The 16,319-nt window shown below is 72.2% G+C and carries 14 protein-coding genes; 10 read left to right on the top strand and 4 right to left on the bottom strand.

The window, feature by feature from the left end; genetic code table 11:
- Positions 1-249: 249 nt before the first annotated feature.
- The 6 genes from rimP (at position 250) to rbfA (ending at position 6,249) form a co-directional block, all read left to right on the top strand.
- A complete protein-coding gene (rimP, locus tag LY13_RS06435) occupies positions 250-813 on the top strand; it encodes a ribosome maturation factor RimP (protein ID WP_253827358.1) in 564 nt (187 codons plus the stop codon).
- Positions 810-1,871 (top strand): transcription termination factor NusA, encoded by a 1,062-nt coding sequence (nusA, locus tag LY13_RS06430; protein ID WP_253827357.1) that lies wholly within the window; start codon positions 810-812, stop codon positions 1,869-1,871. The genes rimP and nusA overlap by 4 nt, the downstream gene beginning before the upstream one ends.
- Positions 1,872-1,896: 25 nt before the next feature.
- A complete protein-coding gene (locus tag LY13_RS06425; RefSeq protein ID WP_253827356.1) occupies positions 1,897-2,178 on the top strand; it encodes a YlxR family protein in 282 nt (93 codons plus the stop codon).
- A gap of 147 nt (positions 2,179-2,325) precedes the next feature.
- A complete protein-coding gene (gene infB / locus LY13_RS06420) occupies positions 2,326-5,259 on the top strand; it encodes a translation initiation factor IF-2 (protein ID WP_253827355.1) in 2,934 nt (977 codons plus the stop codon).
- Positions 5,260-5,410: 151 nt separating this feature from the next.
- Positions 5,411-5,707, top strand: a complete 297-nt coding sequence (locus LY13_RS06415) for a DUF503 domain-containing protein (protein WP_253827354.1) — start codon at positions 5,411-5,413, stop codon at positions 5,705-5,707.
- A gap of 95 nt (positions 5,708-5,802) precedes the next feature.
- The gene (gene rbfA, locus LY13_RS06410) at positions 5,803-6,249 is read left to right on the top strand and encodes a 30S ribosome-binding factor RbfA (RefSeq protein ID WP_253827353.1); all 447 of its coding nucleotides are present in this window, start codon (positions 5,803-5,805) and stop codon (positions 6,247-6,249) included.
- A gap of 52 nt (positions 6,250-6,301) precedes the next feature.
- On the opposite strand, the gene LY13_RS06405 is transcribed toward rbfA, so the two are convergent.
- The 4 genes from LY13_RS06405 to LY13_RS06390 form a co-directional block, all read right to left on the bottom strand.
- The gene (locus LY13_RS06405) at positions 6,302-8,413 is read right to left on the bottom strand and encodes an alpha-glucosidase (RefSeq protein ID WP_253827352.1); all 2,112 of its coding nucleotides are present in this window, start codon (positions 8,411-8,413) and stop codon (positions 6,302-6,304) included.
- The gene (locus LY13_RS06400; RefSeq protein ID WP_253827351.1) at positions 8,410-8,595 is read right to left on the bottom strand and encodes a hypothetical protein; all 186 of its coding nucleotides are present in this window, start codon (positions 8,593-8,595) and stop codon (positions 8,410-8,412) included. Before LY13_RS06400 ends, LY13_RS06405 begins: the two co-directional genes overlap by 4 nt.
- Positions 8,596-8,648: 53 nt before the next feature.
- The gene (locus LY13_RS06395; protein WP_253827350.1) at positions 8,649-9,689 is read right to left on the bottom strand and encodes a TRM11 family SAM-dependent methyltransferase; all 1,041 of its coding nucleotides are present in this window, start codon (positions 9,687-9,689) and stop codon (positions 8,649-8,651) included.
- A 173-nt stretch (positions 9,690-9,862) separates the two neighbouring features.
- Complete coding sequence (locus LY13_RS06390) at positions 9,863-11,401, bottom strand: SDR family oxidoreductase (RefSeq protein WP_253827349.1); 1,539 nt, start codon at positions 11,399-11,401, stop codon at positions 9,863-9,865.
- A gap of 95 nt (positions 11,402-11,496) precedes the next feature.
- On the opposite strand from LY13_RS06390, the gene LY13_RS06385 reads away from it, so the two are divergent.
- From LY13_RS06385 to LY13_RS06370, 4 genes are all read left to right on the top strand, one after another.
- Positions 11,497-12,801, top strand: coding sequence for an MATE family efflux transporter (locus tag LY13_RS06385; RefSeq protein WP_253827582.1), 1,305 nt, complete (start codon positions 11,497-11,499; stop codon positions 12,799-12,801).
- Between the two features lie 202 nt (positions 12,802-13,003).
- On the top strand, positions 13,004-14,314 hold the full coding sequence (locus LY13_RS06380; RefSeq protein WP_253827581.1) for an MFS transporter: 1,311 nt from the start codon (positions 13,004-13,006) through the stop codon (positions 14,312-14,314).
- A gap of 25 nt (positions 14,315-14,339) precedes the next feature.
- A complete protein-coding gene (gene truB, locus LY13_RS06375) occupies positions 14,340-15,230 on the top strand; it encodes a tRNA pseudouridine(55) synthase TruB (RefSeq protein WP_308216277.1) in 891 nt (296 codons plus the stop codon).
- A gap of 88 nt (positions 15,231-15,318) precedes the next feature.
- Complete coding sequence (locus LY13_RS06370; protein ID WP_253827348.1) at positions 15,319-16,278, top strand: bifunctional riboflavin kinase/FAD synthetase; 960 nt, start codon at positions 15,319-15,321, stop codon at positions 16,276-16,278.
- Positions 16,279-16,319 lie beyond the last annotated feature (41 nt).

Here is a 16,319-nt window from a genome sequence, read left to right as displayed (position 1 = left end):
GATAAGCTGGACCACCCCTGTCCGGAGGAGCGTACGGGCGCCGGCACCCGTACATTCGGACGACCTCGAGAACCGACGACCTCGGGACACCGGGACACCACACGACACCGAGACCGCAGGACCGAGAGACCACAGGACACCGACCACGACTCCGTCCCCGACGACAACCGCGTCCCCGACCACAACCCTGTACCGACAACCGCATACCGACAAGACGCATAGACAACAGCAACTCACGGGAGCATCACGGTGCCCAACGAACTCGCCAGCCGGCTGGAGCCCATCGTGGCCGAGGCCGTCACGGCCGCGGGTTTCGATCTCGACGCGCTCGACGTGCAGCAGGCCGGACGGCGCAAGCTCGTCAAGGTCGTCGTCGACAGCGACGACGGTGTCGGCCTGGACGAGGTCGCCGAGGTCAGCCGCGTCCTGTCCGAGGAACTCGACCAGCACGAGCACCTCATTGCGGGCGCCTACACCCTGGAAGTCACCTCGCCGGGCGTCGACCGGCCCCTGACCACGCAGCGGCACTGGCGCCGCGCGAAGTTCCGCCAGGTGCGGGTGACCCCGACCGAGGGAGCCGAGTTCACCGGCCGGGTGGGCCGGGCCGACGAGACCGCGGTGCGACTGCTCGTCGGCGGCACCATCCGCGACGTGCGCTACGCCGACGTCGCGAAGGCCGTGCTCGAGGTCGAATTCAAGCAACCGCCCGCAGGCGAGCTGAAGCTCCTGGAAGAGGACGCGGGCGAGGCCGCGGGCGACAACCACAACAGCGAGGGTGCCGCGGCGGCAGCACCGGAGGAGGAGCCGAGGTGAACGTCGACATCGCCGCGCTGCGGGCCATCGAGGCGGACAAGGACATTCCGTTCGAAGCGGTGCTCGAGGCGATCGAGTCCGCACTGCTCACGGCCTACAAGCACACCGAGGGCCACCAGCCCCGGGCAAAGATCGACATCGACCGCAAGACCGGTTACGTGCGGGTACTGGCGCACACGCTCGACGAGCACGGCGAGATCGCCGAGGAGTGGGACGACACGCCCGAGGGCTTCGGGCGGATCGCCGCGACGACCGCACGCCAGGTCATCCTGCAGCGCCTGCGGGACGCCGAGCAGGAGAAGACCTACGGCGAGTTCTCCGCGAAGGAGGGCGAGATCGTCGCCGGTGTGATCCAGCGCGATGCCCGCGCCAACGCGCGGGGCATGGTCGTCGTCGACATCGGCGGGGACACCGAGGGAGTGCTGCCCGCCGCCGAGCAGGTGCCGGGGGAGGACTACCCGCACGGCGGGCGGATCAAGGCATACGTGTGGCAGGTCGCCCGCAGCGCCCGTGGGCCGCAGATCACGCTCTCGCGCACGCACCCGAACCTGGTGCGCAAGCTGTTCTCGCTCGAGGTGCCCGAGATCGCCGACGGCACGGTGGAGATCACGGCCGTGGCCAGGGAACCCGGTCACCGGTCCAAGATCTCCGTTCGCTCGACGGTGCCCGGCGTGAACGCCAAGGGCGCCTGCATCGGACCGGTGGGCGCGCGGGTGCGCAACGTCATGAGCGAGCTCGGTGGTGAGAAGATCGACATCATCGACTACTCGGACGATCCCGCCCAGTTCGTGGGCAACGCCCTGTCTCCCGCGAAGGCCGTGTCGGTCACGGTCGTCGACGAGCGGACGAAGACCGCACGCGTGGTCGTGCCGGACTTCCAGCTGTCGCTGGCGATCGGCAAGGAGGGGCAGAACGCCCGGCTCGCGGCCCGGCTGACCGGCTGGCGGATCGACATCCGCAGCGACGCCGCACCCGATGCCGGACCCCAGCAGGAGGCCTCTCCGGACCCCCAGCCGGAGGACTCACCGCACACTGCGGTAACCGGTTCCGCCGAGTGACAGACCAGGGGCTAAACTGGGATCGGTGCAACGCCCGACGTCGATGACCGGCCCGATGCGTACGTGCGTCGGTTGTCGTCGACGGGCGTGCAGCGACGAGCTGCTTCGGCTGGTCGTGTCAGGTGGGGAACTCGTCGCCGACGAACGGCGGCGGCTTCCCGGCCGCGGTGCCTGGGTGCACCGCGACCCGGCCTGCCTGGCCACGGCCGAACGGAAACGAGCGTTTCCCCGTGCGCTGCGCGTGTCCGGTCCGTTGGACACCTCCGGCGTGCGGAGTGTCGTGGAGCGGTTCGCCACCGAGGAATGAGGGCCCGGGATCTCCCCGGGCCCTGGTCGGAAACAAGGAAGCAGGTCGACCCGTCATGAGTCAGCCGTGAAGCTGAAGCCATGAACGCGCGACGATAAGACGAGGTCAGCGGGTGCTCTGCCTGCCTGGCCTCAGTTGAGGAGAGCAGTGGCAGGCAAGGCCCGCGTGCACGAGCTCGCGAAAGAGCTCGGTGTCACGAGCAAGGAAGTACTCGCCAAGCTCAAGGAGCAGGGTGAGTTCGTGAAGTCCGCGTCGTCCACCGTGGAGGCACCGGTCGCCCGGCGCCTCCGCGACGCCTACGGCGGCGCGGCCGGAGACAAGAGTGGCGGTAAGGGTGGCGGCAAGTCCGCGTCCAAGCCCGCCGCAAGCAGCGGTGCGGCCGAGTCGCAGGCACCGCAGGCGCAGCCCGCCGCGTCGGCGCAGTCCGCGCCGCAGCAGGCGGACAAGCAGGACGCGGCGCCGTCGGCAGCGCCGAAGCCCGGTCCCAAGCCGGGGCCGAAGCCGGGCCCCAAGCCCGGTCCGAAACCGGCTCAGCCGGCCGAACCGGCCGAGCAGGTGCCGGCAGCGAAGGCGAGCCCCGAGCAGGAGGCGCCCAAGCAGGACGACTCCGGCGGTTCGGTGGTTCCGCCGAAGCCGCAGGGTCCCAAGCCCGGTCCCAAGCCCGGTCCGAAGCAGCCGCGGGTCGGCAACAACCCGTTCGGCGTCGGTGCGGGCGCGCCCACGCCGCGTCCGGCCCCGCCTCGTTCCGGTGGCGGCCAGCAGGGCGGTGGCCAGGGCGGCCAGAAGCAGGGCGGTCAACAACAGGGCGGCCAGCAGCAAGGCGGCGGCCAGCAGCAGGGTGGCCAGCAGCAGGGCGGCGGTAACCGGCCGAGCCCCGGCAACATGCCGCCCCGCCCCAACCCGGGCATGATGCCGTCGCGTCCGGCCCGCCCGAGCGGACCCGGTGGCGGCCGTGGTGGACCCGGCGGTGGTCGCGGTGGACCCGGCGGCGGCCGTGGTGGACCCGGCGGTGGTCGCGGTGGACCCGGCGGCGGTCGCGGTGGACCCGGCGGTCCCCCCGCAGGCGGCGGTCCCGGTGGCGGCCGTGGCGGTCCCGGTGGTCCCCCCGCAGGCGGCGGCGGTGGTTTCCGCGGCCGCGGTGGTGGTGGCCGCGGTGGCACGGCCGGTGCCTTCGGGCGTCCCGGTGGCCCCTCGCGCAAGGGTCGCAAGTCGAAGCGGCAGAAGCGCCAGGAGTACATGGAGAACATGCAGGCGCCGTCCGTGGGTGGCGTGCGTCTGCCGAAGGGCGGCGGCGAGACGATCCGCCTGCCGCGCGGTTCGTCGCTGACCGACTTCGCCGAGAAGATCGACGCCAACCCGGCGTCGCTGGTGCAGGTGCTGTTCCACCTCGGCGAGATGGTCACCGCGACGCAGTCGGTCTCCGAGGACGTGCTCGAGCTGCTCGGCACCGAGATGAACTACAACGTCCAGGTCGTCAGCCCGGAGGAAGAGGACCGCGAGCTCCTCGAGGCCTTCGACATCACCTACGGCGAGGACGCGGGCACCGACGAGGACCTGCAGGTGCGGCCGCCGGTCGTGACCGTCATGGGTCACGTCGACCACGGTAAGACCCGACTGCTGGACACCGTCCGGAAGTCGAAGGTCGCCGAGGGCGAGGCCGGTGGTATCACCCAGCACATCGGTGCCTACCAGGTCGAGACCGAACTCGAAGGTGACGAGCGGACCATCACGTTCATCGACACCCCGGGTCACGAGGCGTTCACCGCCATGCGTGCCCGTGGTGCGCAGGCCACGGACATCGCGGTGATCGTGGTCGCGGCCGACGACGGCGTGATGCCGCAGACGATCGAGGCGATCAACCACGCGCAGGCGGCCAAGTCGCCGATCGTGGTGGCGGTCAACAAGATCGACAAGGAAGGCGCCAACCCGCAGAAGATCCGCCAGCAGCTCACCGAGTACGGGCTGGTGGCCGAGGAGTACGGCGGCGAGACGATGTTCGTCGACATCTCCGCGCGGGAGAACGTCAACATCGACGGGCTGCTCGAGGCGATCCTGCTGACCGCGGACGCGGCGCTGGATCTGCGGGCCAACCCGCGGATGGAGGCGCAGGGCGTCGCGATCGAGGCGCACCTCGACCGTGGCCGTGGTCCCGTGGCGACCGTGCTGGTGCAGCGCGGCACGCTCCGGGTCGGCGACTCCGTCGTGGCGGGCGACGCCTACGGGCGCGTGCGCCGCATGGTCGACGAGCACAACCGCGACGTCACCGAGGCCGACCCGTCGCGTCCGGTGCAGGTCATCGGCTTCACGTCGGTGCCGCGTGCCGGTGACACGTTCCTGGTCGTGGACGAGGACCGGGTGGCACGGCAGATCGCCGAGCGCCGCCAGGCCCGCATCCGCAACGCCGAGAACGCGGCGAAGCGCAAGCGCGTCAGCCTCGAGGATCTGGACTCCGCGCTGAAGGAGACCAACAGCCTCAACCTGATCATCAAGGGTGACAACTCGGGTACCGTCGAGGCGCTCGAGAGCTCGCTCAACCAGATCGACGTGGGCGACGAGGTCGAGCTCAGCATCGTGCACCGCGGTGTCGGTGGCGTGACCGAGAGCGACATCGATCTGGCGACGGCGTCCGACGCCGTGGTGATCGGCTTCAACGTGCGGGCGCAGGGCAAGGCGACCGAGCGGGCGAGCCGCGAGGGTGTCGACGTCCGGTACTACACGGTGATCTACCAGGCCATCGAGGAGATCGAGCAGGCCCTGAAGGGCATGCTCAAGCCGGTGTACGAAGAGGTCGAGCTCGGCAAGGCGGAGGTGCGCGAGGTCTTCAAGTCCTCGAAGATCGGCACCATCGCCGGTTGCCTCGTCACCTCGGGTCTCATCCGGCGCAACGCCAAGGCGCGGGTGCTACGCGATGGGGTCGTGGTCAGGGAGGAACTGCCGGTGTCGTCGCTGCGGCGGTTCAAGGACGACGCGACCGAGGTCCGCGACGGTTACGAATGCGGTATGACTCTCGGCAAGTTCTCCGACATCAAGGTCGGCGACATCGTCGAGACGTACGAGCAGCGCGAGAAGCCGCGCGTGTGAGTTCGCGGTGCCGGTGGGGCGGGAACGTTCCCGCCCCACCGGCACTCCCTTCCCCGGTGAGCCCGGAGTGGAGCCGGTGGCAGTGTCGAGTCCGTGCCGACGCGGTGCCGCCGGCCTCGTGGCAGGTGCCGGCTGACAGGACGGTGCGACGGTGTTCGTGGGTTCGCTGGAACTGGACGTGCTGCTCGGGGACGTCCGTTCACTGAAGCAGAAGCGTTCCGTGGTGCGGCCCATCGTGGCCGAGCTGCGCAGACGTTTCGACGTCGCGGTCGCCGAGGCCGGGCAGCGCGAGCTCTACCGCCGCGTCACCATCGGTGTCGCGGCGGTTGCGGCCGACGCCGCGCACGTGCGTGACGTGCTGGAGGGCTGCGAACGGTTCGTCGCCGAGCGTCCGGAGGTCGAGTTGCTGTCGGCCGGACGGCGGCTGCACGGCACGGACGACGAATAGCGGTCGGGTCGCCGACGCCGGGCGGCCGGGCCGGAACATCATGGTGGTACGCCGGGTCGTGAGGTGCCGGCGTTCGAACGAGTGAGGGGATGGCCGTGGCTGACAAGGCTCGGGCACGCAGGCTGGCCAAGCGGATCGCACAGATCGTCGCGTCCGCGATCGAACACGAGATCAAGGACCCGCGACTGGGCAACGTGACGATCACGGACGCCCGCGTCACCGGTGACCTGCGCGACGCCACCGTGTATTACACCGTGCTCGGCGAAACCCTCGACGCGGCGCCGGACTTCGCCGGTGCCGCCGCAGCGCTCGAATCCGCCCGCGGCGTGTTGCGGACCAAGGTCGGACAGGGCACGGGCGTGCGGTACACGCCCACGCTGGCGTTCGTCGCGGACAACATCCCCTCCGAGGCGCGCAACATCGACGATCTCCTCGCCAAGGCGCGCGAGGCCGACGCCGAGGTCGCCCGGCAGGCCACGACCGCGGAGCCGGCGGGCGAACCCGACCCGTACAAGCCCGCCAAGGACGCCGACGAGGAGTAACCGTTCCGGGCGGTCGGTGTCCACTGAGGACGTCTGCATCCCGCGGCGGCCGCTATCGGGCGGCGAGGGCGTCGGTGAGGGCGTCGGTGAGGGCGTCGGTGAGGCGATCCGCCCACGGATCCGAGGTCTCCACGAACGCCGCGGGGGTGCCGATCGGCGCCGGGACGGTCCGTGTCGCGGCGCCGTCGTAGACCTTCCCGGTCAGCAGGTGCCGCCACCGGCCGGGCGGCAACGTCACCTCGACCTCGCGGGCACCCTCGGCGAGCACGGGAGCGACGAGGACGGACGGTCCGAGGAAGAACTGGTCGTCGGCCTCGGCGGCCGCAGTGCCCGGGACGTTCAACCAGCCGTGCCGGATCGCCGGGACACCGGTCGCCGTGGCGTGGGCGACGACCTCGCGCCGATAGTCGGCCAGCGCCGCGTAGATCCGGGTCGTCCTGGCGAAGTGCTTGCGCACCCGTACGTCCTCGACCTGCACGTTCGCCGCGGGGCGGTTGCCCTCGTGGGTGCGCATCATGACCCCGAACGCGGACAACTCGGCCCAGCGGGCGAGTAGTTCCGGTGAGCGCACGTAGTCCTTCACGACCGCGTCGATCGAGGTGTACCCGCCGACGTCGGAGTGCACCAACGGCCAGCCGGACACTCCCGCCGAGAACGTGCCGCGCAGCACCGACGCCAGCCCGTCGTGAGCGCTGAACGAGGTCAGTTGGTCGCCGTTCCAGAACATCGGGGCGTCGGCGGCCATCCCGAGCGAGCCGGCGCGGAACCAGGTGACGCAGTCCGGTTTCCCCGCGCGCGTGCAGGCGTCGCGGACCGTCTCCGCCCAGAGCGCGGGCCACCGGTTGTGGGCCGTGACGGCGTCACCGTCGGTCAGCGCCGCGTCCAGCGGCAGGCCCTCGCCGAAGTCGGCCATGGCACCGCGGACGCCGTCGGTCAGGACCTCGGTGGCGATGACGTCGGCGTACCAGTCGCGAGCCGCCTCGTCGGTGAGGTCGACCAGGTAGGCGTCGAAGTCGCCCTGGTCGATCGGGTACGGCCGGCCGTCTGCCGTCGTGACCAGGTATGCCCGTGCCGCTGCCTCGGCGTACAGGTTCCGGTCGGGCGCCGGGTGCTGCTGCGCGGGGTCGACGAGGAACGGGTTGACGTACGTCGTCACGGTGATGTCGTCGGCGGCGAGGTCGGAGACGAGCCGCTCCCAACCGGGGTAACGCTCGCGGTCGAGCTGCCAGGTCCACCACAGCCGGTCGCCGAAGGACGTGGTGCGCTGTCCCGTCCAGTCCTGCAGCCAGACGCCGCTGATGCGGGTTCCGGCGCTCCGGAGCGTATCGACCGTTCGCCGCACCGCCGCCGTACCGCCCTGGATGCCGACGACGGCACCGTCGGAGGTCCAGTCCGCCAGTGCGGGGCGGTCGGTCCCGGACTGCTGCCGGGCGACGAGGTCGAGCGGCGTGTCGGCGGTGACCAGCTCGGCGCGCAACCGCGTGGCCCGGATCTCCAGGCCGACCCGCCCCTCGGCGGTCGTGTCGGCCACCGCGGGTGCGTGCGAGGCGCGCAGCGTCGGGTCGAGCCGGACGCCGCGCAGGTCCTCGGTCGCCCAGGAGGCCCACGTCGCATAGGTCATCTCCTCGGTGCCGCCCGCGCCGTGGTTGGTGACGTCGGCCAGCGCCGTGATCGGCTGCTCCCCGCGGCCGACGCCCTGTTCCCGGATCACGATCGGCAGGATGCGCCCGTCGAGGTTGAACGCGGTGAACTGCTCGCCGAACCCGTGCACCGCGCTCCGGCCCTTGCGGGCGCTCCAGAACCCGAGCGAGGTGGGGCCGCCGCCATCGCCGAGCCGGGCGTCCAGCATCACGCCGCGCTCGGTGGCCGTGAACTCGGCGCGCCAGGTCGGCCCCGGCGTGCCCGCCAGGTCCTCCAGCTGTCCAGTGAGGACGACGCCGCGGTCGTGCGTGGTCACCCGGTCGAGGGTCTGGCTGGTCCAGCGGCGGTCGTGGCCGGTGCGGAGCCAGAGGTGTCCGCGGTCCTCGTCGGACTCGAGGGTGCCGCGGCCGGCCCCGAGGAACGCGCGGCCGGGATCGCTGCTCCAGACCGTGCCGCGGGCGGTCTCGACGACGACGCGTGCTCCGGCTCCGGAGCGGCCGCCGGAGTCGGCGGTCACCGTCACGCCGCCCGCGGTGGTGTGACCGGGGTGCCCGGCGCGACCCGCAGCCCGCCGGGGTCGAGGACCTCCAGGTCGTCCCGCGGTACGCGCGCCCACGTGACGATCGCGGCCGCGACGAGGACGGCGACGACGGTGAGCACCGCCGGGGTCCGGATCCGGCGCAGGCGGGAACGGGAGGCCGGCATGCTCGCATCGTGTCAGAGGCGAGCTCGGGGCGGCGGCGTTTCGCCGGACGCGGTCAGTGGTCCTTCGTCGCGACGAGGACGTCCCGCACGATGGCCTGGTCGACGCGGTGCGCCAGCGACGCGTACGGACCGTCGTCGCGAACGGTCAGCCCGGCACCGGCCAGAATGCCGACGAGTTCGTCCCGCGCCACGACGTGCGTGTTCCACGACAGGCCGAGCGCGCCCCCGCGCCGCAGCACCCGGGTCCATCCCGGCACCGCCGCGGCGAGCAGGTCGCGCGGGCTCCGCGCGGGCACGCGGTCCGGTGTGCGGCTCCCGTGCTGCACCCCGTAGGGCGCGTCGGTGACGACGAGGTCGGCCGACCCGGGACGCAGCAGCTCGTCCGTGTGGAGCGTGTCGCAGTTGAGGTAGGAGAGCGTCCGCGTCTCGCCCGCCTTGTACCGCTCCTTCGACGCGGCGTACTCGATGTCCAGCCTGCGTCCGAGCCGCGCCTTCCGGTGGCGCAGCATCCCCGCCTCGGCCTTGTGCTTGACGCGTTTGGTGCGCAGCCACGTCTTGATGAACTGCTGGTAGGCCTCGAAATCCTTGCCGTCGGTTTCGAGACCGGTGGCGTCGAAGCCGTACATCATCGCCTGATTGAGCGTCGTGCCCCTGCCGCACAACGGATCCACCACGCGCAGGCCGCCCTCGACCACGCCACGCGGCCGGTCGGAGGCCAGCACGGTGAGATTCAGCAGCAGCTTGGTGAACAGTTCGTTGGTCTTGCCGCTGTACTTCTGGATCGTCAGCAGGTCCGAGTCGAACACGTCGGCGGGCGAGAGCGGCAGCGGCCGGAGCAGCTCGCCGGTGAGCTCGAACAGCACGTAGGCCGACGACAGATTCGACAGCAGCGCGATGTCGTCGCCGGTCAGCGGGTCCGGGGTGGTGAACGTGACGTAGGACGCGCCGCCGATCGACCGTGTGCCCGGCTCGTGCACCTCCGTGGACAGCACCGCGTCGCCGAACGCGGTCAGTTCGGCCTGCAGCAGGCGGGGCGAGGTGTCGGTGTAGACCCGGTTGGCCGACGGCAGGATCAGAATCGCGTACTCGGACATCGGCGTAAGACTAGGCGAGCCCGCCCTGCTGCCGGCGCTGCGGGCAGGGCGAGCGGGGCCGGTCCGGCCGTGACGACACCGCCCGGGCGGGGCACCACAGCGGGCGGGGCGCCACAGCGGAAGGGGCACCGCAGCACGCCGACAGCGGTGCACGGGAGCGTGCCTGCCGCGGCTCAGCCGGCGGGCGGACCGTAGAGGGTGCGGTACGGCACGAATCGCTGGAAACCCATCGGTTCGAGTCCCGCGGTCCGTTCCACCAGTTGTGGGACGTCGTCGTCGGCCTGGAGCCGGTCCGCGACGACGCGCTCGTGCGCCTCGACGGTCGCGAACTCGGCCCAGTTGAGCATCCTGCTGCCGTCGACCGCGATGTGGAAGTGGTTGCCTGCCATCCCCTCGGGCGATTCCTCGCCGGTGGTCGCGGGGTGCCGGCGCAACAGCTCGTCGACGAACCGTTCGCCGGTGTCGGCGGAGTCGGTCCGGAACGACACGAGCACCACGGCGCCCGGTTCGAAAGGCCGCTCGGGCAGCGCCTCGCGGTACAACCGGTAGCCGACGGCGTCCAGCCGCTCGATGCCGCCGACCGCCTCGTCGAGCGCGGCATTGCGGGCGGCGCGACCGGTGCGGCGGAAGTCCTCGAGCGCCGCCTCCTCGGTCCACTGTGAATAGTGCACGAGCGTGTGGCCGTCGGTGCCGAGCAGCACGGAGTGGGCGAGCAGCCCCGCGGGCCACGGGCGGTCGCGCCAGTCGTCGACGGCGGCCGCCGCGGCCGCTCGTTGGGAACCGGCGTCGGCGACCCGCCAGGTCGCGACCAGCACGTGGCCGGCGTCCGTCCGCGACACCGGCGGCAGCGGGCCGGTGAGGTCGTGGGTGTGGGCCGCGACCCATTCCCGGTACGTGTGCGCGCGCTCGCCGGTCACCCACGCGACCGTGTCGGTGCGGACCCCCGGGTGATCGGTCACCCCGGCCACGATGCCGGCCACGACCTCGTCCGCAGCGTCCCGGCCGAGGAGCGTGCGCGCCCACTCCTCGGCAGGCCGCTCCCGCCACGCGATGTCCCGGCCGGTGACCTCGCCGACGATCGCCAGCTGCCGCGCCGGGGTGAGCAGTTCCGGTCCGGTGAGCTCGTAGCGCGCCCCGTCGTGGCCGTCCTCGGTGAGCGCGCGGACGGCGACGGCGGCGATGTCCCGTTCGTCGACCGGTGCCGAGGGCACCTCGGGTCGCACCAGTTCGACGGGACGGCGGGAGCGGATCGCCTCCGCCCACTCCAGCGTGTTGACCGCGAATCCGTAGGGCCGCAGGAACGTCCACGAGACGCCGGTCGCGCGGATCGCCTCCTCGACGACCGCGTGGGCGTGGGCGATGGTGCCGGGTTGGTCGGCCGCGGGCAGGCCGTCGCGGACCGCGCCGGAGGACAGCAGCACCACGCGCTCGACGTGCTCGCCGACGACCCGCACGCTCTCGGTGAGGGCGTCGGTGTCGAAACCGGGCAGCATGACGAAGGCCGCCGACACCCCGTCGAGGTGCCGTCGCAGACCGGGCGGGTCGAGCTGGCTGCCCGCCACCACCTCGACGTCCCCGGGCAGCTCGGCCGTCGCCGGATCGCGCGTCAGGGCCCGCACCCGAACCCCCGCGCGCCGCAGCCCGGCCACCACGTGCCTGCCGACGTGTCCCGTCGCGCCTGTCACCAGCACCGTTCCGTGCGTCTCAGCCATGACGGCGACGCTAGGCCGGTTGTGACGATCACGGCATCCGTCAGGTGACCGGGTTGTCGGCGGGTCCCTTTAGGCTCGCGTGCGTGGTCGAGGTGATGGAGGAACGCGTCCCGGCGCGCAAGGTCTTCGGGCTCGCGGTCCCGGCGCTCGGCGTGCTCGCGGCGGAGCCGCTGTACGTGCTCGTCGACACCGCGGTGGTGGGGCATCTCGGGGCGCTGCCGCTCGCGGGGCTGGCGCTGGGCGGCACGCTGTTGTCGCTCGTGTCGACGCAGCTGACGTTCCTGTCCTACGGCACGACCTCGCGCACGGCACGCCTGCACGGCGCGGGGAGGAGGCGGGAGGCCGTCGAGGAGGGTGTGCAGGCGACCTGGCTGGCACTCGCCGTGGGACTCGTCATCGTGGGGCTCGGACAGCTGCTGGCCCGGCCCGTGGCAGGGCTGATGTCGGGTGACGACGGGATCACCGACGCGACCGTGTCCTGGCTGCGGATCGCGCTGTGCGGCACGCCGATGATCCTCGTGACGATGGCGGGCAACGGCTGGATGCGCGGCGTGCAGGATGCCGTGCGCCCGTTGCGCTACGTGCTGGCCGGGAACGGACTCTCGGCCGTGCTGTGCCCGGTCTTCGTCTACCCGTTCGGCTGGGGCCTCGAGGGGTCGGCGATCGCGAACGTCGTCGCCCAGACGGTGGCGGGCGGGCTGTTCCTGCGCGCACTGGCGACGGAACGCGCGCGGCTGCGGCCCCGGCCGAGCGTGATGTGGGCCCAGCTGATCCTCGGCCGCGACCTGGTGCTGCGCAGCCTCGGGTTCCAGGCGTGCTTCCTGTCGGCGACGGCGGTCGCCGCGCGGACCTCCACCGAGGCGGTCGGTGCCCACCAGGTGGTGTGGCAGCTGTGGACGTTCCTGTCGCTCGTGCTCGACTCGGTGGCGATCGCCGCGCAGTCACTGATCGGAGCCGCGTTGGGTGCCGAGTCGAAACGGCGGGCGCAGGGGATCGCGGGTCAGATCGTCGGCTACGGCCTGACCCTGGGCTGCGGTCTCGGCGTCGTGTTCGCGGCCGTGTCGCAGGTGCTGCCGTTGGCGTTCACCGCCGACGCGGGTGTGCTCGGCCAGATTCCGCACGCCTGGTGGTTCTTCGTCGCGCTGCAGCCCGTGGCCGGCGTGGTCTTCGCACTCGACGGTGTGCTGCTCGGCGCGGGCGACGCCGCCTACCTGCGCAACGCCACCCTCGGCAGCGCGCTGCTCGGGTTCCTGCCGCTGATCTGGGCCTCGCTCGGCTTCGGCTGGGGACTGGCCGGCATCTGGACCGGCCTCACGGTGTTCATGCTGCTGCGCCTGGTGTTCGTCCTGGTGCGCTGGCGAGGCGGCCGGTGGGCGGTGACCGGCGCGGTGCGGGGCTGACGTCCCGTCCGATCCGCTCCGGCCGCCGACGGTGCGGCGCGTGCGGAACCGCGCCACGGACGCCTGCCGATGCGCGTGTGGGCAACTCCACTGCTGCGCCGGGGCCGGTGCGGGTACCGGCCCGGAGGACGATGCACTAGAACGAACAGCGGACGGCCGCCGACGTCTGTCCACCCACTCGATGTGATGAGGAGGACAGGTGCTGTCCAGCCGACCGGTGAATGCGTCCGCGCCCGCACGGGCGTGGGTGATCTGGGGCGCCGGTGGGTTCGTCTACCTGCTCGCGCTGTTCCACCGGGCCTCGTTCGGCGTCGCCGGGCTGGACGCGGCCGAACGGTTCGGTGTCGGCGCGGCGGCACTGGGCACGTTCACGGTCCTGCAGGTGGGCGTCTACGCCGCGATGCAGATCCCGACCGGGTTGCTCGTCGACCGGTTCGGCCCGCGGGCCGTGCTGATCGCCGCCGCGGTCATGCTCGGCTCCGGGCAGGTGCTGCTCGCGCTCGTCGACACCTACGCGCTCGGCCTGCTCGCCCGCGCCGTCCTGGGCGTCGGCGACGCGCTGGCGTTCGTGTCGGTGCTGCGGCTCGCGGCCAATCACTTCCCGGGACGGCAGTACGTCCTGGTCACGACCCTGACGGGGTCGCTCGGCTTCGTCGGCAACCTCGCGGCGACCCTGCCGTTGGCGCTGTTGCTGTCCGGTCCGGGCTGGACGCCGACGTTCCTCGTCGCGGGCCTGGTCACGCTGGCCTACGCGGTCGTGGTGGTGGCGGCGGTGCGTGACACCCCCGAGCGGCGGACGGCGTCCGCGGCGGCCAAACCCCTCTCCGAGGTCGGTGGCGACCTGCGCGAGGCGTGGCGGGTGCCGGGCACGCGACTCGGTTTCTGGACGCACTTCTCGATGCCGTTCAGTCTCAACGTGATGACCCTGCTGTGGGGCGTGCCCTACATGGTCGAGGAGCTGGGCTACACCGAGACGACCGCGAGTTCGCTGCTGATGGTCTTCGTCGTCGGTGCGATGCTGTCCAACCCGCTGGCGGGCGGCTTCTTCAGCCGCAGGCCCGACCTGCGCATGCCGACCGTGCTCGGCTACGGCGCGCTGCTGGCCGTGACCTGGGCGGCGTTGCTCGCCTGGCCGAATCAGGTGCCGATCGCGGTACTGATCGTCGCCTTCGTCCTGATGTCGCTGGGCGCGCCCGTCTCGTCCGTCGGCTTCGCCCTGGTGCGCGACTACAACCCGTTGCCGCGCGTCGGCACCGCGACCGGCGCGGTCAACGTGGGCGGGTTCTGCGCCACCACCGCGGCCTCGTTGCTGGTCGGCGTGCTCCTGGAACTGACCGGCGGCGACTACCGGATCGCGCTGCTGGCGATCGTGGCGGTGTTGCTGTTCGGCACCTCGCGCGTGGTGGTGTGGTTCCGGAGGGCCCGGGCGGCGGTGCTGGCCGCCCAGGAACGCGGCGAGGACGTGCCCGTGCCGGTCACCCGTACGCGCTGGGACCTGGCCTCCACGGTGTGACGGGCTCTCGTTACAGTCGTCGGCCGTGTCGAAATCGCCCGCCCCGCCTCCCGGTCTGCTGATCGTCGACAAACCCGCAGGCATGACGTCCCACGACGTCGTCGCCAAGACCCGCCGCTTCCTCGGCACCCGCAAGATCGGCCACGCGGGCACGCTCGACCCGATGGCCACGGGCGTGCTGGTGCTCGGCGTGGAACGTGCCACGAAACTGCTCGGCCACCTCGCGCTCGACCGCAAGACCTACCTCGCCACGATCACCCTCGGCGCCGCCACGACGACCGACGACGCCGAGGGCGAGATCCTCACCGAGACGGACGCGAGCGCGGTCACCGACGGCGTGGTCGCCGCGGGCATCGTCGACCTGACCGGCGAACTGCAGCAGGTGCCGAGCGCTGTCAGCGCGGTGAAGGTCGACGGCAAACGGGCCTACGCGCGGGTGCGTGACGGCGAGGAGGTCGACCTGCCGCCGCGGCCGGTCACCGTGCACCGGTTCGACCTGCTCTACACCCGCAGGGAGGACGGCCGCATCCTGCTGGACGTGATGGTCGACTGCTCGTCGGGCACGTACGTGCGCGCTCTCGCCCGTGACCTCGGTGCCGCGCTCGGTGTGGGCGGGCACCTGACGCAGCTGCGGCGCACGACGGTCGGGCCGTTCACGCTGGCCGCCGCACGCACGCTCGAGGCCGTGGAGGCCGAGCCGGGACTGTCGCTGAACCTGAGCGAGGCCGTGGCGGCGGCGTTCCCACGCCGGGACGCCGACGCCGCCGAGACACGCGCCGTCCGGCACGGGCAGCGCCTGCCCGCGGCCGGCATCGCGGGCACGTACGGCGTCTTCGGCCCGGACGGCGAGGTGCTGGCGCTGGCGGAGGACCGCGGCGGCGTCGCCAAGCCCGTGGTCGTCCTGTTGCCCGCCTGACGGCTGCGGGCGGGCACGCGCCCGGATCGGGTGCTCCCTCCCGCCCGGCCGATCCGGTCCTCGCGGACGGTCGTTACGCTGCTGCACTGTGCAGCGTTGGCGCGGTTTGACAGATCTTCCCGGTGGCTGGGGGCGGTGCGTCGTCACCATCGGCGTGTTCGACGGGGTGCACCGGGGACACCAGGTGCTCATCGACCGGACGGTGGCGACGGCGGCCGAGCTCGGCGTGCCGTCGGTGGTGCTGACGTTCGACCCGCATCCCTCGGAGGTGCTGCGGCCGGGGTCGCACCCCGCCCAGCTCACGACGTTGCGGCGCAAGGCCGACCTGGTCGAACAACGCGGCGTCGACGTGTTCTGCGTGCTGCCGTTCACCCCGGAGCTGTCCCGGCTCGAACCGGACGAGTTCGTGCACGAGATCCTCGTCGACAAGCTGCACGCCGCGGCGGTGATCGTGGGGGAGAACTTCACGTTCGGCCGTAAGGCGGCGGGCGACGTCGAGACGCTGGAGCGGCTCGGCAAGCGGTTCGGCTTCACCGCGCAGGGCGCCACGTTGCAGGGCACGGCACTCCCGGGTGGCGCACGGGAGGCCGAGGAGATCACCTACTCGTCGACGTACGTGCGGTCCTGTATCGACGCGGGTGACGTGGTGGCCGCGGCGGACGCCCTCGGCAGGCCGCACCGGCTCGACGGCATCGTCGTACGCGGCGACGGCAGGGGCCACGACCTCGGCTATCCGACGGCGAACCTGTCGCCGCCCCGGTTCGCGGCGATCCCGGCCGACGGGGTGTACGCGTGCTGGTTCGTCCGAGCGGGCGGCGGGCGGCTGCCCGCCGCCGTGTCGGTGGGCACCAACCCGACGTTCTCCGGCCGCGAGCGCACCGTCGAGGCCTTCGTCCTCGACGTCGACGAGGACTTCTACGGCCAGCAGGTCTCGCTCGACTTCGTCGGGCGGATCCGCGGGCAGATCACGTTCGACGGCCCGGACGCGCTCGTCGAGCAGATCGCCGACGACGTCGAGCGGACCCGGCGGCTGCTCGGGACGGCCTGACGCCGCAGCCGGCCGCGGCCGGTGGCCGCGCCCGCGGCGCA

It is taken from the genome of Prauserella aidingensis (assembly GCF_024171865.1).
Taxonomy (GTDB): Bacteria; Actinomycetota; Actinomycetes; order Mycobacteriales; family Pseudonocardiaceae; genus Prauserella; species Prauserella aidingensis.
The sequence above is the reverse complement of the archived record's forward strand: the minus strand, read 5'-3'. Positions and strand labels throughout refer to the sequence as shown.

Bases quoted from the DNA above. Each gene is read 5' to 3' on its own strand.
- LY13_RS06390 (WP_253827349.1), bottom strand. From the start codon at position 11,401: ATGGCTGAGACGCACGGAACGGTGCTGGTGACAGGCGCGACGGGACAC.
- LY13_RS06385 (WP_253827582.1), top strand. From the start codon at position 11,497: ATGGAGGAACGCGTCCCGGCGCGCAAGGTCTTCGGGCTCGCGGTCCCG.
- LY13_RS06400 (WP_253827351.1), bottom strand. From the start codon at position 8,595: ATGCCGGCCTCCCGTTCCCGCCTGCGCCGGATCCGGACCCCGGCGGTG.
- LY13_RS06395 (WP_253827350.1), bottom strand. From the start codon at position 9,689: ATGTCCGAGTACGCGATTCTGATCCTGCCGTCGGCCAACCGGGTCTAC.